20 protein-coding genes are annotated in these 16384 nt (G+C 68.5%); 4 read left to right on the top strand and 16 right to left on the bottom strand.

Going from position 1 to position 16384, the window contains the following annotated elements; all coding sequences use genetic code 11:
- Window positions 1-193 precede the first annotated feature (193 nt).
- On the top strand, window positions 194-946 hold the full coding sequence (locus NS184_RS01670) for a DUF5677 domain-containing protein (RefSeq protein ID WP_152998005.1): 753 nt from the start codon (window positions 194-196) through the stop codon (window positions 944-946).
- Between the two features lie 125 nt (window positions 947-1071).
- Here NS184_RS01670 and NS184_RS18840 read toward each other — a convergent pair whose 3' ends face one another.
- The 3 genes from NS184_RS18840 to NS184_RS01665 form a co-directional block, all read right to left on the bottom strand.
- The gene (locus tag NS184_RS18840; RefSeq protein ID WP_275935014.1) at window positions 1072-1194 is read right to left on the bottom strand and encodes a hypothetical protein; all 123 of its coding nucleotides are present in this window, start codon (window positions 1192-1194) and stop codon (window positions 1072-1074) included.
- Window positions 1195-1399: 205 nt separating this feature from the next.
- Complete coding sequence (locus NS184_RS17255; protein WP_152998004.1) at window positions 1400-1603, bottom strand: LacI family DNA-binding transcriptional regulator; 204 nt, start codon at window positions 1601-1603, stop codon at window positions 1400-1402.
- A gap of 149 nt (window positions 1604-1752) precedes the next feature.
- Window positions 1753-3339, bottom strand: a complete 1587-nt coding sequence (locus NS184_RS01665) for a SulP family inorganic anion transporter (protein WP_083513358.1) — start codon at window positions 3337-3339, stop codon at window positions 1753-1755.
- Window positions 3340-3464: 125 nt separating this feature from the next.
- Here NS184_RS01665 and NS184_RS01660 point away from each other — a divergent pair, with 125 nt between their 5' ends.
- Entirely contained in the window at window positions 3465-3845 is a 381-nt protein-coding gene (locus tag NS184_RS01660) for a MerR family transcriptional regulator (RefSeq protein ID WP_058724438.1), read from the top strand.
- Window positions 3846-3881: 36 nt separating this feature from the next.
- Here the strand turns inward: NS184_RS01660 and NS184_RS01655 are convergent, their stop codons facing one another.
- Window positions 3882-5063, bottom strand: a complete 1182-nt coding sequence (locus NS184_RS01655; RefSeq protein ID WP_242862937.1) for an MFS transporter — start codon at window positions 5061-5063, stop codon at window positions 3882-3884.
- A 263-nt stretch (window positions 5064-5326) separates the two neighbouring features.
- Between NS184_RS01655 and NS184_RS01650 the strand changes: the two genes are divergently transcribed.
- Window positions 5327-5713, top strand: a complete 387-nt coding sequence (locus NS184_RS01650) for a MerR family transcriptional regulator (protein WP_058724405.1) — start codon at window positions 5327-5329, stop codon at window positions 5711-5713.
- Between the two features lie 32 nt (window positions 5714-5745).
- Here NS184_RS01650 and NS184_RS01645 read toward each other — a convergent pair whose 3' ends face one another.
- From NS184_RS01645 to NS184_RS01635, 5 genes are all read right to left on the bottom strand, one after another.
- Entirely contained in the window at window positions 5746-6864 is a 1119-nt protein-coding gene (locus NS184_RS01645) for an IS30 family transposase (protein WP_430733531.1), read from the bottom strand.
- Between the two features lie 118 nt (window positions 6865-6982).
- Complete coding sequence (locus tag NS184_RS01640) at window positions 6983-7552, bottom strand: GNAT family N-acetyltransferase (RefSeq protein WP_058724404.1); 570 nt, start codon at window positions 7550-7552, stop codon at window positions 6983-6985.
- 40 nt (window positions 7553-7592) lie between these two features.
- Complete coding sequence (locus NS184_RS17655; protein ID WP_152998003.1) at window positions 7593-7850, bottom strand: hypothetical protein; 258 nt, start codon at window positions 7848-7850, stop codon at window positions 7593-7595.
- Window positions 7851-8000: 150 nt separating this feature from the next.
- On the bottom strand, window positions 8001-8198 hold the full coding sequence (locus tag NS184_RS17650) for a three-helix bundle dimerization domain-containing protein (RefSeq protein WP_152998002.1): 198 nt from the start codon (window positions 8196-8198) through the stop codon (window positions 8001-8003).
- Window positions 8199-8228: 30 nt separating this feature from the next.
- Window positions 8229-9041 carry a DNA/RNA non-specific endonuclease gene (locus NS184_RS01635; RefSeq protein ID WP_058724403.1) on the bottom strand — a complete coding sequence of 271 codons (813 nt, stop codon included), beginning with the start codon at window positions 9039-9041 and terminating at the stop codon, window positions 8229-8231.
- Window positions 9042-9134: 93 nt separating this feature from the next.
- Between NS184_RS01635 and NS184_RS01630 the strand changes: the two genes are divergently transcribed.
- Window positions 9135-10037 carry an alpha/beta hydrolase gene (locus NS184_RS01630; protein ID WP_152998001.1) on the top strand — a complete coding sequence of 301 codons (903 nt, stop codon included), beginning with the start codon at window positions 9135-9137 and terminating at the stop codon, window positions 10035-10037.
- Window positions 10038-10152: 115 nt separating this feature from the next.
- On the opposite strand, the gene NS184_RS01625 is transcribed toward NS184_RS01630, so the two are convergent.
- From NS184_RS01625 to NS184_RS01595, 7 genes are all read right to left on the bottom strand, one after another.
- The gene (locus NS184_RS01625; protein WP_058724401.1) at window positions 10153-10380 is read right to left on the bottom strand and encodes a hypothetical protein; all 228 of its coding nucleotides are present in this window, start codon (window positions 10378-10380) and stop codon (window positions 10153-10155) included.
- Between the two features lie 371 nt (window positions 10381-10751).
- The gene (locus tag NS184_RS01620) at window positions 10752-11270 is read right to left on the bottom strand and encodes a GNAT family N-acetyltransferase (protein ID WP_058724400.1); all 519 of its coding nucleotides are present in this window, start codon (window positions 11268-11270) and stop codon (window positions 10752-10754) included.
- Window positions 11267-11662 (bottom strand): low molecular weight phosphatase family protein, encoded by a 396-nt coding sequence (locus NS184_RS01615; protein WP_058724399.1) that lies wholly within the window; start codon window positions 11660-11662, stop codon window positions 11267-11269. The genes NS184_RS01620 and NS184_RS01615 overlap by 4 nt, the downstream gene beginning before the upstream one ends.
- A gap of 12 nt (window positions 11663-11674) precedes the next feature.
- Window positions 11675-13066, bottom strand: a complete 1392-nt coding sequence (locus NS184_RS01610; protein ID WP_058724398.1) for an FAD-dependent oxidoreductase — start codon at window positions 13064-13066, stop codon at window positions 11675-11677.
- Between the two features lie 20 nt (window positions 13067-13086).
- Window positions 13087-13503, bottom strand: a complete 417-nt coding sequence (locus NS184_RS01605) for an arsenate reductase ArsC (RefSeq protein ID WP_058724397.1) — start codon at window positions 13501-13503, stop codon at window positions 13087-13089.
- 23 nt (window positions 13504-13526) lie between these two features.
- Window positions 13527-14933: an arsenic transporter gene (locus NS184_RS01600; RefSeq protein ID WP_058724396.1), complete on the bottom strand. Its 1407-nt coding sequence runs from the start codon at window positions 14931-14933 to the stop codon at window positions 13527-13529.
- A complete protein-coding gene (locus NS184_RS01595; protein ID WP_058724435.1) occupies window positions 14933-16321 on the bottom strand; it encodes an FAD-dependent oxidoreductase in 1389 nt (462 codons plus the stop codon). The genes NS184_RS01600 and NS184_RS01595 overlap by 1 nt, the downstream gene beginning before the upstream one ends.
- Between the last annotated feature and the right edge of the window lie 63 nt (window positions 16322-16384).

The raw sequence follows: 16384 nt of genomic DNA, 5'->3' as shown, positions 1-16384 counted from the left end.
CAGGCGCGCGGAAGCGCGACCAGCTGAGATAGGGACTGTTGTCGACGACTGTCGAGGTTGGGTCCGGCAAGCCCCACTACCGGGTCCGAAGACACCACCAGTATGCACCTAACATCGTCGAACGCGTCCGGAAGGCGATCGGCTACCGAGACGGGCTGTACGGGAGGGCAGCTGACTCCCGTAAGGTCTGCCCATGGCGCCTCAAGGACCGGTGATTGCCTACCGTGCGGAGCTGCGCGACCTCATCGCGATGTGGGACGCCGACCGCGACGTTCGAAGTTTCCAGGTGAAAGCGGATTCTCACCACTCCGTGCCGATCATCATTCGCGGGCTGGTTGCGCACGCTGTGGACTGCGCTCGAGCCGTTCTCGCCCTGTATGAGAGCTCGTTGCCACTTCCGGCGGCACCGGTGATCCGTGTCCTCATCGAGGATGCGGTTACGGCTGGCTGGGTTCTCGTGACTCCCGACGGATGGCGGCACTTCCTCGCGGGTGGGGCCGATCAACGGCGGAAAGCGCTGAATGCTCTGCTGCAGGACGATCCGACGAATGAGCAGTCTCTCGCCCGGCTTGCCGAGCTCACCGCCATGATCGACGATCTCGGCAGAAGCCGGCAGTACGAGATCATCGAGCAGCGCATCGCGTCGCTTGATGGAATGGGGCAGCTCTATCAGCTCTACCGATTCGTGACGTGGCTGTCGCACGCCGGGGCGGAAGTCGCAGAACGGTACACAGGTCCGGCGGACACAGCAGTGGGTGTCGCGTTCCGGCCATCCGCGTCCCACCCCATGGCGTCAGTTCTCCTCGAGGTCGCGACGAATTCGCTTCTTCAAGCTCTCATCGCCTGGGACTGCGCTCTCGTTGATCGAGCTCACGAGGACGAGTTAAACGAGATTGCCGCCAGGCTCGGTGTCCGGTCGTCCTGGGCCCAAGGGGAAGCGACCTAATTGCCGGACGGTCGCCTGGCAGGGGGAGGGGCGCCGATCCCACCCGAAGAAGCGTCGGCGAACAGAGCACTGGCGAGATCCCGATGACAGGATCCCGCCAGTGAGTCACCGCATAACGGCGCTTGCTACTTGCTCTTCTTGTGCGAGGTCTGCGTCGTGTTCGGGTGCGACTTCGCGTACTTCGACGTCACGAACTTGCCCGTGATCGAGCTCCGCGACGATCCGCTGCTCTTGCCGGCCTTGGCCATGACTCCGCGCTCCTTCCCGCCGTGAGAGGGCGGACCTTCCACCGTCATCGACGCCACAAGTGTCGCGCGTGCCACCATATGTAGTAGTCGGACACGCCGTAAGCCACTACATATAGTTCTCGATCGGTGAGTGCCTTGCAAGGGGAAGAGGAGTCCCGTTCGCCATCAACTGTTGGGCGACGTCGCAGCAAGGCAGGACGATCGGTTAGCTGTCGCTTTGTCGCCTGGGACGTCGGGCGAGTGCTGCGGCTTGGTCGTCGCGGACGTATTCGAGTGCGTGGATGGCGTGTTCGACGCGGGCCCTTGTGGTGGGGCGGACGTTGGTGGCGCCGTTGAGGACGCGGGAGACGGTCTGGTGGGACACGTGTGCGGCGGCGGCGACGTCGTGGATGGTGGGTGCTTTGGTCACGGCTTGCTCCTCGGTGGTTCTGAGGGGTGGGCACCGTTCCTGGATGACGTGACGGTGCCCACCTGAGGCCGGTGAATCAGGAACCGGCCTCGCTGCTCCGCCCGTTCACTCGGTGCCCCAGGCTGGGGCCGGGCGGAGGTGGGAGGGCTTCAGTGACCTGTGCCGAGGTTGCCGGCGAGGCGGCCGTGGAAGGCCTGGCTGGCGTCGTTCATGCCGCGGATCTCGACCCGCTTGCCGTGCTGGTGGTACTTCGTCTCGATGCCGTCGAGCGCTGCGACGGTGGAGGCGTCCCACACGTGCGACTTCGTCATGTCGATGACCACGAGGTCCGGGTCGTCCGAGTAGTCGAACTGGGTGGTGAGGTCGTTGCTCGAGGCGAAGAACAGCTCACCCTCGACGGTGTAGAGCGCGTGCTGCTCACCGTTCGGCAGGGTCTCGATGGAGCGTTTCACGTTGGTGAAGTGGGAGACGCGGCGGGCGAAGACGATCATCGCGGCGATGACACCGATGATGACGCCGATGGCGAGGTTGTCGGTGGCGACGACGATCACGACGGTGAGGACCATGACGATGGTCTCGCCGATGGGCATCCGCTTGAGGGTGGAGGGCTTGATGCTGTGCCAGTCGAAGGTGCCGACGGAGACCATGACCATGACGGCGACGAGGGCTGCCATCGGGATGATCGCGACGATGTCACCGAGCCCGACCACGAGGATCAGCAGGAACACGCCGGACAGGAACGTGGAGATGCGGGTGCGAGCGCCGGAGGCCTTGACGTTGATCATCGTCTGGCCGATCATCGCGCAGCCGCCCATGCCGCCGAAGAGGCCGGAGGCGATGTTCGCGACGCCCTGGCCGAGGGCTTCGCGGGTCTTTCGGGAGCCGGTGTCGGTGACCTCGTCGACGAGCTTGGCGGTCATCAGCGACTCGAGCAGCCCGACGAGCGCCATCGCAAGGGCGTAGGGGGCGATGATCGTGAGTGTCTCGAGGTTCACCGGGACGTTCGGGATGAAGAGCGTCGGGAGGCTGTCGGGCAGCTTGCCCTCGTCGCCGACGGTCGGGATCGCGATCGACGCGAACACGGTGACCAGGGTCAGGACGACGATCGCGACCAGGGGTGCGGGGATCGCCTTGGTGAGGCGGGGCAGGAGGACGATGATCGCGATGCCGGCGGCGGCGATCGGCCAGACCAGCCAGGAGACGCCGATGATGTTCGGCAGCTGCGCGGTGAAGATCAGGATCGCGAGCGCGTTGACGAACCCGACCATCACGGACCGGGGCACGAACCGCATCAGCTTCGCCGCACCCAGTCCGCCGAGGATCAGCTGGAAGATCCCGCCGAGGAGGACGGTCGCGATCAGGTAGTCGAGGCCGTGCTCCTTCATCACGGGGGCGACGACGAGGGCGATCGCGCCGGTGGCACCGGTGATCATTGCTGCGCGGCCGCCGACGAACGAGATGACGACGGCCATCACGAACGCCGAGAACAGCCCGACGCGGGGGTCGACGCCGGCGATGATCGAGAACGAGATCGCCTCGGGGATCAGGGCGAGGGCGACGACGAGGCCGGCGAGGACCTCGCGGAGCAGGATCTTCGGGTTCCGCAGTGCGGACAGGACGGTGGGACTGTGGTGCGCCTGGACGGGCACGGACTGCGTGACGGTCGTCACGGTTCTCCTTCGGATGGGGGGGGGTGCGGGCGCTGCGCCCGCGAGAGCTGTCGTGGGGCGCGTCATCGCGCACGGCCGGCGGCGGCAACGCGTCCGGCACACTCCAACCTTTCCGCGACGGGAGGGTTGGTATGGTTCGACTCTAACGCAACGGAAGGGTTGCCGCGCAAGTGGAGGAGGACAACGTGACGATGTCGAACGGGTACCTGATGCACATCGGTGAGGTCGCCGAGCGGACCGGGTTGAGCGTGAAGACGATCCGGGACTACGACGCCGCGGAGGTGCTGCACCCGTCCGGGCGGACCGATGGCGGGTTCCGGTTGTACTCGGAGGACGACGTCGCCCGGCTGCTGATGGTGCGGCGGATGAAGCCCCTCGGGTTCAGCCTCGGGGAGGCGGCTATCCTCGTCGACGCGGTGAAGATGCTCGACGAAGCCCAGCCTGACGTCGACCTGACGGCGGTCCGGGCCCGGGTGGCCGCGTTCATCCGCGACGCCGAGACCCGCCGGGACGCTCTCGGGCAGCAGCTCGGGATGGTCGACGAGTTCCTCGAGGAACTCCGCGCCCACTGACTCGCTGCATCACGGCAGTGACAGGCCCTGCCGGGCTCAGTGCCGGAGGGATGGGTGTCGTGGTGCCCGGGCGAACACGGACACCACCGCGACGACGGCCGGCAGCACTGCGAAGAGCAGCACCGGGGTTATGTAGTTGCCGGCGACGTCGTGGCCGAGCGCGAGGAGCAGCGGCCCGAACGCTGTCGAGGCGAGGTTTGTGCCGGTCGCGACGCCACGGATGACGCCGATGTTCGCCGTCCCGTAGTAGCGGACGTACGCCGCAGCCTCGATGCCGCGGAGGGCTCCACCGGCGGCGCCGAGGACGAGCCCGTAGAGGATGGCGGTCCACCCCGGGTGCACGACCGGCAGCAGGAGCAGTGCGCCGGTGAGGGTCGTCATCGCGATCGTGACGCCGTACTTCGGTGGAATCCGGTCCGACAGGGCTCCGGTGATAAGGGTCGCGGCGATCCCGGTGACGGTCTGCGGGAGGAAGTTCGCAGCCGCTTCCGCCGGGGTGAGTCCTTGCTCGCCGAGGACGGCGACCTGGTGGAACGCCAGCGCGGTGCTGAGCATCCCGGAGACCGCGAGTCCTGCAGCGATGATCCAGAACATGCCGGTCGACGCCGCTTCTCGAAGCGTCCACACCGGCCCGTCACCGGCCGCACTCGCGGAGGTTCCACTCTGCGCGGTCGTGGCGGTGCGGCGAGGCAGGAGGAATCCGATCGGGACCACGACGGCAGCGACGACGACCGCCTCGACCCGCCACGCGACATGAATGTCCGTACCGGCGATCAGGGTCTCCACGAACACCGGCACCAGGGAGATCCCTCCCGAGCCGATGCCGGATGCGATGCCGAGCGCCAACCCTCGCCGGTTGGTGATGCTGCGGGCGACGAGCGTCGTCGCGGCGAGGGAGAGCGCGCCCTGTCCGACCATCCGCACGCCGACGAACCCGGCCGTCAGGCCGACGATCCCGGCGACGAAGCTCAGTGCGGCGAGGAACACCGCGAACGCGATCCCGATGATGATCGTCATCCGTCGGACGCCCCACCGGTCCAGCGCCCGACCTGTCAGCGGCAGGACGCACGCACCGAGCAGGGTGCCGATGAGGTAGCTCGTCGACACCTCGGTGCGGGATATCCCGAGTTCCCGGATCAGCGGGTCCGTGAACACCGACAGCCCGGCCGTCTGCCCTGGTGCGCTCATCACCGACAGGACGCCGCCAGCAGCGATCACCGCCACCCACGGCAGCCACCCACGCACCCGCGTCGAGGTTGACCCGGTCGGAGTGGGGGTCAGGTCCGCCGGCGGGGCGGCGTCGGTGGTCGGGAGGGTGATCTCGGCGGTGTTCGGGGAGGACGTGATGCCACGCTCGCTTTCACTAGGAACCCACCAAACCCTACCGTAACGGAAAGGTTGGGTGGTTCAAATGCAGGGAGCGCTGACCGGACGGCGCTACGCTCGCCACGACGCAGCAGCACTACGAGAGGGCACTCGGGATGACGGACGACGCGGCACCGACGACGATGCACATCGGCGAGCTCGCCGACCGCACCGGCCTGTCGAACCGCACCATCCGTCACTACGACGAGGTCGGCCTGCTGCACCCGTCAGGCCGCACCGAAGGCGGATTCCGGCTCTACACCGACACCGACCTCACCCGGCTCCTCATCATCCGCCGGATGAAGCCACTCGGCTTCACCCTCGAGCAGATGGCCGAACTCCTCGCCGTCGTCGACGCCCTCGAAGCCGCCGACAACGACGACCGTGCCCGGCTTCGCGGGCAGCTCGACGTGTACATCCGCGACACCGAAGAACGCCGCGCCAAGCTCGAACAGCACCTCGGCATGGCCGACGAGTTCCTCGGCATCCTCCGCGACCGGTAGGCGCCCAAACGTCCGGTCAACCATCGGCGGTTTCAAGGGGTCGTTGCAACGGGTGGTTGTGTCGGGTCCGACAGTAGCTGTTCAAATGCCTCGGCTGGCGTGCGGTGGTCGAGGGTCTTGCGGGGTCGTCCGTTGAGTTCGTCGGCGACTTCGAGGAGTCGTTCTGGGCTGTGGACGCTGAGGTCGGTGGACTTCGGGAAGTACTGCCGGAGTAGACCGTTGGTGTTCTCGTTCGAGCCGCGCTGCCAGGGCTTGTGGGGGTCGCAGAAGTAGATCGCCAAGTCCGTGGCGAGAGTGATGTCCTTGTGCCGGGCAAGCTCCGTGCCCTGATCCCAGGTCAATGACCGACGCAGATGCTCGGGCAGGGTTTGGATGGTGGGGATCATCGCGTCGCGGACGGCGTCGGCGCTGTGCCCGTTCGGCAGGTGCAGCAGCATCACGTACCAGGTGGTGCGTTCGACCAGCGTGCCGATCGCGCTCCTGGCGTTGATCCCGACAATCAAGTCGCCCTCCCATTGGCCGGGGATGGCCCGGTCGTCGGCTTCGGCGGGGCGTTCGCTGATCAGGACCATGTCGCGGATCTTCGACCACGACGCCCGCCGCGGCTCGCCCCGGTGTCGGCGGATGGCGCGGCCGGTGCGGAGGTGTTTGTGCAGGTCGGCGCGCAGGTGGCCGCGGCCCTGGGCGAACAGGGATTGGTAGATCGTCTCGTGGGACACGTGCATCTCCGGCCGGTCGGGGAACGTCCTGGCCAGGTCATCACGGATCTGCTCCGGGGACCAGTTCCTCACCAACCGCAGCTCGACCTGCAGGGCGAGCTCGACCTGGTCGAGCTTCCGGGGCTTCGGGCGCCGTGCTCGCTCCCGGCACCGCTGTTGGGCGGCGTAGGGACGGTAAGCGCCGCCCCTTGAGCTGTTCCGGGTGAGCTCCCTGCTGATGGTCGACGGCGCCCGACCCAGCTCAGCCGCGATCCGGCGGACCCCTGCGCCACCGAGGCGAAGGTCAGCGATCCTGAGCCGGTCCTCCTCGCTCAAGTACCGGCCCGAACGAGACGCGCGCTCGAACGGGTTCTTCCCTCGAGCGGCCTTGAACCATCGGTAGCCCTGACGCGGATGCACGCCGACAGCATCGCAAGCAGCAGGCCTGCTCATGCCCTGTCCGAGTAGCTCCCAGAACCGCGCCTCCCGGGCACGTTGCTCCAGCCTCGATCCCATCTGCAACACTCCGATTCACGGTGGTGTTGCAACGACCAGCTGAACCCAAGATCGGCTATCGGACGGTTCGAGCAGCGGTCCACTCGCGGTCGAGCATGGCGTACTGGTAGCCGTCGACCCAGCCCAGGTCGGCGTGCCAGGAGTCTTCGATGCCGTGCTGCTCGCGTCGCATGCCGTTCTTCTCGAGGACGCGGGCTGAGGCGACGTTGTCGGCATTGCAGCTCGCGGTGACGCGTCGAAGCCGGAGTGCGTCGAACGCTGCGGTCAGGAGCCCGTGTGCCAGGTCGGTTCCCAGTCCTCGTCCGGCCAGGTCGGGTTGCAGCATGTAGCCGATGACGCCTTGCGTGCCTTCGGGCATCCCTGGTTGTCCGAGGCCGTCGACAACGTCGAGGAACCCCAGGCCGGCGAGCTGGCCGTCCAGCTCCGCGATGCACGAAAAGTCGGTGTCGCTGTCGGGGATGCTTGCCCACTCTCGGGCGTAAGCGTCCGGATCGACGTGGGTGCGGAGCATGAACCGGTTGACGACCGGGTTGTTCCGCAGCGCGACGAGCTGGTCTGCATCCTCGGGCCGAGGATCGCGGAGGAGGAGAGTCCCGCTCTGAGCGGGCCACGGAGAAGTGCGCACCCCCTCATCCTCGCAAGAGTCAGGTTCAGTGATCGATCGGCTATCGAGACGAGTCGTTGCGCTTCGTGCTTCGTGCTTTCAAGACCCCTTCCACGACCCAGCAGCCGACGCCGACTGCGATCAAGACGATGACGATCCACACCGGTATCGGTTGGTCAGTCGCCGCGGTGCCAGCGAACAGGCCGGTGCCGAGCAGCACGAGGAACAGGCCCACTCCGCGCACGAGTGCAGCTCGCACCTTCAAGCGGCCTGCCCCTTCTGGTCGGGGGAGGCCGAGGGAGTCGAATTCACGGCGCATGCCGCGGAGCATACGGCTCGCCCGTTACCGAAACACCCGTGGCCGCCGGGACCGATCCCCGGTCGAAACCGGTCCTGCCCCTGCTGTCCGGTTTGGTGGCCCCACGCGTCATCGTTATGGGTTCGACGCTAGTGGCCGCACCGGCCCGCATCATTCGTCGAGGTGGCGGCGGGCTGACCGTTCGACGAGGACGGGCACGAAATTGCGGATCTTCGCGTCAGCGAGCTCGGCAACGCCCTGATCGACGGCGGCATCAACGTCGCTGGCTGCCCGGTCCGGGTACTCGCGCCGCAACCGTGCTCGCAGTTCCTCGAGCTGCCGTGTCTCGTCGGGGGAGGGATCAACCACGCCGCAAGCGTACGCAGCGCCGCCGGCCGGTCAGAGCACGGCGTCGTCGAGCGTGGTCAACTCCCGCCACTCCGCTCGTCCGCCCGCATTGATCGTCCGGAGCGCCGGCACCCGGTCCGCGACCACCAACGGACCCAGCGCCAGGCCGGTCAGGGCGGCGATGTGCTCTACCGGGACCTGGAAGGTGCGGAACGGTCCAAGCGGGGGGACGTCGGTCGCGGTCAGGGTTTCCAGGTCGATCTGGTCGAGGGAGGGAGTCTGGTCGAGGACGAACCCTGCGGAGGCGAGCTGTTCGTCCTCACCGGTGACCCACGCGGCGATCTTCCAGAACAGCCGCGGGATCCGCACGCCCCGATACAGCGGATCATCGTCAGCGAACACCGGCCCGGTGAACACCGACAGGCGGAGCGCGTTGACGCGGGCGTATTCGAGGACGTGGTCCTCGACCCCGGCCCAGAGGTTCTCGCCCTGGTTGAAAGCAGCCGCCTGCGGAGCGGCGTTGGTGTAGACGAACGTGTCCTCGTTCGCGCGGGCGGCGTCGGGACCCCACACCGGGTCGCGGCGGCGGACGAGGTGGCCACGGTCGAGGTCGTTGCGCGCGTACACGTCGGGTCCGGCCTGGTCGGCTGCCGGTACGCGGGCGTCGAGGTGCCAGTCGTCGGAGCGGCCCAGGTCGACCAGTGCGCCGCCGTCGATGTTTACGGCGGTGGCGGCGGCGAGTTTCCGGGTGGGCTCGAACAGCACGGTGAAGTGCGTGTACGGCAGCACGACCGTCGGCCGGGCGGTGCGCAGGGTCGGGAGCGGGAGGGTGGTGCTCAGGAAGTCGACGCTGTAGCCGTTCATCCGCTGGTTCTACCAACCCCAAGTGACGCACAGATGATCTCCCGGTCTCTTGGGCTGCAGGTTGGTGTTCACGGGTGGTCGCTACGGTGAGGCGTGGTCGATCGCACCTTCCAGCCGCTGTTCTGGTCACTCGCGCAGCTCGGATCCCGGATCAAGGCCAAAGCGCCGACCGGCCTGACCCCTGGAAGCGAGCATCTTCCGGCACCGACGACGGAGCACGTTCCCACCCGGCACGGATCCGTGCGGGTCCTCGTGCAGCGCCCGGTGTCAGGGCCGACGGGCGCACCGGTGGTGATGCACATGCACGGGGGCGGGTTCGTGAACCGGCACCCGGCGCAGGATCTGCACATCGCCCGACACCTCGCCGTCGAGTCCGGTGTGACCGTGGTCCTGCCCGACTACGACACGGCACCTCGGGTGCAGTACCCGGTCGCCGAGGAGCAGATGCTCGACGTCGCCCGGTGGGTCCAGACTGTGGGTGATCACGACTGGGACGGTGCTGCCCTCGCGCTCTCCGGGGTCAGCGCGGGAGCGAAGCTCGCTATCAACGTCTGCCAGCAACTCCACGTCGCAGGCCTGCCTGGACCGCAGGCGGTCGCGCTCGTCGTGCCGGTCGTCGACGTCACCCGCACGGACCGCACCTCGAGCATCCGACGCCCGGCGATCAGCCCGCTCGTGCAGCGGTTCGTGGGATGGGCGTACTTCCCCGACATCGCAAGGCGTCGCGAATCGCTCGCATCGCCGGGGTTCGACGACAACCTGGCCGGGGTGCTGCCGCCGACGCTGATCCTCACCGGCTCGAACGACACCCTCGCACCAGAAGGCGCAGCACTCGCCGCCACGCTCCGCGCCGCTGGGACACGTGTGGAACACCACGAGTACCCCGGCGCGGACCACGACTTCATCGCCGGGCGCGACCGACCCGTCATCAGTGACGCGCTCGATCGGATGGCGATGTTCCTGGCATCGCTGGGCAAGCGGGAGATGCCTCACTAAGGCATCGCCTATCGGGACGTCGACCAGTCGGCTGATTCTCATTTAGGGCACCCCAATCGAGACGCTTGCGGGCAGAGCTCTCCTTCCCGAATGAGGGTTGGCGTTTTTTCGGCGGCTACTTCTTCCCGAGGCGGGCTCGTCGCAGTTCCGCGACGATGCGTGCCCGCTCGGGGTCCTTGGCCAGCGTGCGGTCGTCGACGACGTCCACGATGTGCTTGACCAGCTCCACGACCTGCTTGCGCAGGAGGAAGCCGAGCACGGCGAGGGCGACCGTGATGACGCCGGTCAGGATGGAGCCGCCGAAGGCCGTCAGCATGTCCACCGTGGTGTCGGTGATGGGCATGTTGCCTCCTTCGGGTTTGGCCGTATGGCCAGCCCGCCCGTCGTGGGCGGGGGTCTAGAGCGCCGGAAATCGACGCGAGCGCCCGATGGGGGCGCGTAGTACCCCTATGCGTGGAGCGAGCGGCTTGCTGCGTGCTCCCGCGTTGAGGGCATGGAAAAGGCCGGCCCTGACGGGACCGGCCTGTTCGTGGTGCTCGGGTGCTGCGCTGAGGGCAGAGTCGTCTCGAGCGGTTCCAGCCTACGGTTCGGGCCGGACATGACGAAAGCCAGTCCGATGGACTGGCTTTTTGCGCGCACTAATGACGCGTGCCAGAGCATAGCGGGTTTTGGAACGTACCTGCAAGCATGCGGATCGGGGCGTGCCGATCCCGCTCAGGAGCCGACGTGCGGGCTTCGGCGTTCGACGAGGACGTTGTCGCGCCACTGTCCGACCCACGGCCCGAACGTCATGAGGCCGATGCGTTCTCGGGTGCCGAGTTCGCGGAAGCCGTGGCGGGCGTGGAGGGCGCGGGATGCGGTGTTCTCGGGGAAGATCCCGGACTGGATGGTCCAGATGCCGGCGGCTTCGGTCGACGCGATCAGGGCGTCGAGGAGCACATGTCCGACGCCGCGGCCACGCGCTGCGGCGGCGACGTAGACGGAGTGCTCGACGACGCCCCGGTACACCGGCCGGGTGGAGGTCAGAGAGACCGCCACCCAGCCGAGAACCGCGTCACCGTCGGCTGCGACGAACCGGTGCTCCGGCAGCTTCCCGCCGTCGAATGCTTCCCACGTCGGCGGTGCCGCCTCGAACGTCGCGTTCCCGGTAGCGATGCCCCCCCGGTAGATCGCTTCCACGGCGGTCCAGTCCGCGGCGGTCATCGGCCGCACGAGGACCGTGGGGTCGGTCATGGGTGCAGGAGCTCGTCCTGGATGCGGGCGGCGACGGCGTCGCGCATGGGGCGGACGTCGTCGAGGGACCAGGAGTCGGGGTCCGGGAACGACCACTGCAACACCTTCCCGCGGGGCGTCGCGGGAAGGTCGAGGCCGGGCTTCATCAGCACAACCACATCGGCCTGATCCAGCAATTCGGGGGTGACCTTCCGCGGGGTGCGGTCGCTGATGTCGAGGCCGAGTTCCGCGACGGTCGCGGCGATCGACGGGTTCACCTCGTCGGCGGGAGCGATCCCGGCGGAGGTGGCGGTGTAGCGGTCGTCGGCGGCGAGTTCGAGGAGGGCTGCGCCGAGTTGGGAGCGGCCGGCGTTGTGCTTGCAGATGAACAGCACGGTGGGCTTGGTGGTCATGTGGGGTCCGGTTCAGTTCGTGCAGCAGGAGCTGCTGGCGGGCGGAGCGGCCGGGGCGGGTGCAACGCAGCAGGACGACCCCTCGGCCGCTTCGTTCGTGGCGGGAACGCCGCAGGAGGATGAGCCGCCAACATCGGTGGTGCAAACGCCGGTCTCGGGGAGTACGAGCTGCACGTCGCGGGCGGCCTGATGATCGCCGGCGAGTTCCGCGGCGATGGAGCGGACCTGCTCGTAGCCGGTGAGGAGCAGGAACGTGGGGGCGCGGCCGTAGGACTTCATCCCGGCGATGAAGAAGTTCGGTTCCGGGTGCGCCAGCTCCGCGACACCGTGCGGGGGGACGGAGCCGCAGGAGTGCAGGTTCGGGTCGATCAGCGGCGCGAGCGCCCGCGGCGCTTCGACAATGTCGTCCAGGCCCAAGCGGATCTCGCGGAGTATGTCGAGGTCAGGCCGGAACCCGGTCGCGTTCACCACAACGTCCACCGTGACGGTGAAAGGCTCACGGCGGCCGGTGACGGCGACCTGGTCGCCGTTCGGGCGGACGTCGTCGATCTCGAACGAGGCAAGCTGCTCGACCTGCCCGGACTCGACGAGGCCGTGCACATTGGAGCCGAGCTGCCCGCGGGCGGCAAGCCCATCGGCAGCGTCAGCGCCGAGCCGGGCGGTGCCCGCGTTTCGGATCGCCCACAGCAGGGCCGTACCGGGCTCGTCCTTGGCGAGGGCGGCGAGCTTGATGAGCGTGTTCGCGGCGGAGTGGCCGGCGCCGACGACGAGGACCCGCTTCCCGGCGAATCGTGCCCGGTCCGCGCCGAGCACGTCGGGGAGGGCGTGCACGATGCGGTCGCCGAGGTCCGCTGCGGGGGCGAGGCCGGCGGCGGTGAGCGGGTTCGGGGACGTGTACGTGCCGGACGTGTCGACGACGGCGCGGGCGGTGACGTCCTCGACGCCGTTGGCGGCGTGGAGGCGGAGGAGGAACGGGGTGTCGGCGCGGCCGGTGGAGCGGGTGCGGTCCATGCCCAGCCGGGACACGGCGTCGACGCGGACCCCGTACCGGATCACCGGTGCCAGCTCGGGCGTCTGGGCGAGGGGGTCGAGGTACTGGGCGACGAGGTCGTGCCCGGTCGGCAGCGACGACCGGCGGGGCTCGGTCCAGCCGGTGGGTTCGAGGAGCCGGCGGGCGGCGTCGTCGATGACGTATCGCCACGGGGAGAACAGCCGTGTGTGCCCCCATGCCCGGACGGACGTGCCGACCTGGTCGCCGGCTTCGTAGACGACGACGGGGAGGCCCTGCTCGAGGAGGTGCGCGGCCGCTGCGAGCCCGACGGGGCCGGCGCCGATGACGGCGACGGGCAGCCCGGTCAGGCGGTCCGCGTCGGCCCGGGGCGGAACGGTGAGTGTGAGGGTCATGGTCGTGGTCCTTCCGGTGGTTAGGCGGATGCTTCGGTGGGCAGCAGCTCGGCCAGGAGTGCCTGCACGCGGGTCTTGATCTCGTCGCGGATCGGGCGGACGGCGTCGATGCCCTTCCCGGCGGGGTCGGTGAGGTCCCAGTCCTCGTACCGCTTGCCGGGGAAGATCGGGCACGCGTCGCCGCAGCCCATCGTGATCACCGCGTCGGATTCGCGGACGGCGTCGGTGGTGAGGATCTTCGGCTGATTCGCGGCGATGTCGATGCCGTCTTCCGCCATCGCCTCGATCGCGACGGGGTTGATCTGGTCCTTCGGTGCGGAGCCGGCGGAGAGGACCTGCACGCGGTCGCCGCCGAGGGCCTGGGCGTAGCCGGCGGCCATCTGGGAGCGGCCGGCGTTGTGGACGCAGACGAACAGGATCGTGGGGGTCGTGGTCATGGCGGTGCTTTCGGTTCGGGTGGTCATCGGATGAGGGTGAGCCAGCCGGCGAGGGCTGTCAGGGTGACGGCGAGGACGGGGACGGTGAGGACGATGCCGGTGCGGAAGTACTGCCCCCACCCGATGTGGATGCCCTTCCGGTCGAGCACGTGCAACCACAGCAGCGTCGCCAGCGACCCGATCGGGGTGATCTTCGGGCCGAGGTCGGAGCCGATGACGTTGGCGTAGATCATCACCTCGTGCGTCAGCCCGGTCGCGCCGGCACCGCCGATCGCGAGGGCGGCGATGAGGACGGTCGGCATGTTGTTCATCAGCGACGCCAGGATCGCGATGACGAACCCGACCCCGAGCGCGGTGACGAGGACACCGTGGTCCCCGAATACGTCGAACAGGCGGGCGAGGGAGTCGGTGAGGCCCTGGTTCTGCAGCCCGTACACGACGAGGTACATGCCGATCGAGAACAGCACGATCTGCCACGGCGCCTCCCGGATCGTCTTCCACACCGGAATCACCCGCCCCGACCCGCCACCACTGCCGGAGGTGGCGGTGGCGGTCACGGTGACGGTGCCACCGGTCGTGACGAGGACCGGGGACGCCGCCTGACAGGCGAAGAGGAATGCGGGTTGCCGGGCAGCGACGAGAACGATCACGACCGCGCCGACACCAGCGACCGCGGCGAGGGGCACCCCGAGCGGGTCGGCGGCGAAGTAGCCGACCAGCAGCACGGCGAGGACCACCCAGCCGGCGCGGAACGTCGCTCGGTCCTTCACCGCGGCGGCGGGCCGGGTGAGGGCGAGAACGTCGTACCGCTTCGGGATGCTCCTGCCGAAGTACGCCAGCAGCATCCCGAGGGACGCCAGCACGGACACGATGCCGACGGGCACCATGACGGCGGCGTACTCGGCGAACCCGATGCCGAAGTAGTCGGCGGAGACAATGTTGACCAGGTTCGACACCACCAGCGGCAGGCTGCCGGTGTCGGCGATGAACCCGGTGGCGAGGATGAACCCCAGCGCCGCCTTCGCCGGCATGTTTAAGGCGCGGAGCATCCCGACGACGATCGGGGTGAGAATCAGCGCAGCCCCGTCGTTGGCGAACACGGCCGCGATGACCGCGCCGAGGCCGACGATCAGCACGAACAGCAGCCGACCGTTCCCGCGACCCCACCTGGCCACGTGGAGCGCGGCCCACTCAAAGAACCCGGCCTCGTCGAGGATCAACGAGATCAGCACCACCGCGACGAACGTCAACGTCGCGTTCCACACGATCCCGACCACCGTCGGCACGTCCCCGAGCCCCACGACCGTGGTCGCGAGAGCGATGACCGCGCCGATGAGGGCGGTGTAGCCGATCGGGAAGCCCTTGGGCTGCCAGATCACCACCACGAGCGTCGCGACGAAGATCGCCGCAGCGACGACCGCCAGCACCATCAGGCGCTCACCCCGGCCTGGTTCGCTGCCGCGGCGGTGCGTTCCCAGCCCTGCGCGGCGACCTGCACGGCATCCCACGGGGACCCGAGCGGCGGCGTGTAGCTGAGGTCCAGGTCGATGACGTCGTCGACCGACAGGCCGGCGTGCAGGGCGGTGGCGAACGTGTCGATCCGCTTGCTGATCTCCGCGGTGCGTTCCCCGACGATCTGCGCCCCGAGGAGCCGTCCGGACGTGTGGTCGCCGGTGACGCTGATGGTCAACGGCACCGCACCCGGGTAGTACCGCTTGTGGTCATCCGCGACCGTCACACGAGTCAGCGGCGACACGTCCAGCGGGGCGGTTTCGTGGTGGCGGAGGCCGGTGCGGGCGGCGACGAGGTCGAACACCTTCACCACCTGCGTCCCCACCGATCCGGCGAAGACCTTGCTGCCGCCGAGCATGTTCTCGCCCGCGACGCGTCCCTGCTTGTGCGCGGTCGTGCCGAGCGGCAGCCACGTCATCCCGAGGAGCCGGTGGTGCGTCACGACGCAGTCACCTGCCGCCCACACGTGCGGCACCCCGGTGCGCATCTGCTCGTCGACGACGATCGCGCCGGCCTGCCCGAGCTGCGCACCTGCCGCGGCCGCGAGATCCGTCACCGGCCGCACCCCGACACAGACCACCACGAGCGCGAACGTTCCGGCGGCGTCACCAGACGTGGAGGTAGTCGCGACGCTCCACTGCCCGCCGCCAGCGGGCGTGATTCCGGTGACGGTCGCACCGGTCAGTACCGTCGCGCCGTGCCGACGGACCTCCTCGGTGACCAGGGACCCGAGTTCCGGGTCGAGGGTGGAGAGCACTTCCGGTCCGCGCTGGATCAGCGTCGTGTCAAACCCGCGGGCGACGAGCCCCTCGGTCATCTCGAGGCCGATGTAGCCGGCGCCGACGACCGCGACGCGGCTGCCGGAAGGCAGGAGCTCCAGAGCGGCGACGACCTGCTCGGCGTCGGTCATCGAGTGCAGCAGGTGGATGCCGGGCTCACCGAACGGAATCCCGGCCGGGCGGACCGGCGCAGCGCCGGTCCCGATCAGCAGCTCGTCATAGGCGATCTGCTCATCGCCGGCCGGGCCGGTGACGGAGAGCAGCTGGCGGTCGACGTCGACGGCGGAGGCCCATGTCGAGGAGCGGACGGTCATCCCGGCGGCTTCGAGGTCGGCGCGGGTGCGGTGCGCGAGGGACGCTTCCGTGGCGACGTCGCCGGAGACCCAGTAGGGGATGCCGCAGATGGAGAAGTTCGGGAACTCGTCGGCGAGGACCACGGTCACATCGGTCGACGGGTCCAGCTCACGGGCGCGCAGCGCCGCGGCGATACCGACGTCACTGCCCCCAACGGCAACAAGGTGAGTCATCGGAGTCGGTCCTTCACAGATCGAACGGAAGTCGAGCAGGAACATCGAAGCACGTCGATATCG

It is taken from the genome of Curtobacterium luteum, assembly GCF_001475545.1.
Taxonomy (GTDB): Bacteria; Actinomycetota; Actinomycetes; order Actinomycetales; family Microbacteriaceae; genus Curtobacterium; species Curtobacterium luteum_A.
The sequence above is the reverse complement of the archived record's forward strand: the minus strand, read 5'-3'. Positions and strand labels throughout refer to the sequence as shown.

Bases quoted from the DNA above. Each gene is read 5' to 3' on its own strand.
- NS184_RS01670 (WP_152998005.1), top strand. From the start codon at position 194: ATGGCGCCTCAAGGACCGGTGATTGCCTACCGTGCGGAGCTGCGCGAC.
- NS184_RS18840 (WP_275935014.1), bottom strand. From the start codon at position 1,194: ATGGCCAAGGCCGGCAAGAGCAGCGGATCGTCGCGGAGCTCGATCACG.
- NS184_RS01665 (WP_083513358.1), bottom strand. From the start codon at position 3,339: ATGACGCGCCCCACGACAGCTCTCGCGGGCGCAGCGCCCGCACCCCCC.
- NS184_RS01660 (WP_058724438.1), top strand. From the start codon at position 3,465: ATGTCGAACGGGTACCTGATGCACATCGGTGAGGTCGCCGAGCGGACC.
- NS184_RS01650 (WP_058724405.1), top strand. From the start codon at position 5,327: ATGACGGACGACGCGGCACCGACGACGATGCACATCGGCGAGCTCGCC.
- NS184_RS01645 (WP_430733531.1), bottom strand. From the start codon at position 6,864: ATGAGCAGGCCTGCTGCTTGCGATGCTGTCGGCGTGCATCCGCGTCAG.
- NS184_RS17655 (WP_152998003.1), bottom strand. From the start codon at position 7,850: ATGCGCCGTGAATTCGACTCCCTCGGCCTCCCCCGACCAGAAGGGGCA.
- NS184_RS01635 (WP_058724403.1), bottom strand. From the start codon at position 9,041: ATGAACGGCTACAGCGTCGACTTCCTGAGCACCACCCTCCCGCTCCCG.
- NS184_RS01625 (WP_058724401.1), bottom strand. From the start codon at position 10,380: ATGCCCATCACCGACACCACGGTGGACATGCTGACGGCCTTCGGCGGC.
- NS184_RS01620 (WP_058724400.1), bottom strand. From the start codon at position 11,270: ATGACCGACCCCACGGTCCTCGTGCGGCCGATGACCGCCGCGGACTGG.
- NS184_RS01615 (WP_058724399.1), bottom strand. From the start codon at position 11,662: ATGACCACCAAGCCCACCGTGCTGTTCATCTGCAAGCACAACGCCGGC.
- NS184_RS01610 (WP_058724398.1), bottom strand. From the start codon at position 13,066: ATGACCCTCACACTCACCGTTCCGCCCCGGGCCGACGCGGACCGCCTG.
- NS184_RS01605 (WP_058724397.1), bottom strand. From the start codon at position 13,503: ATGACCACGACCCCCACGATCCTGTTCGTCTGCGTCCACAACGCCGGC.
- NS184_RS01600 (WP_058724396.1), bottom strand. From the start codon at position 14,933: ATGGTGCTGGCGGTCGTCGCTGCGGCGATCTTCGTCGCGACGCTCGTG.
- NS184_RS01595 (WP_058724435.1), bottom strand. From the start codon at position 16,321: ATGACTCACCTTGTTGCCGTTGGGGGCAGTGACGTCGGTATCGCCGCG.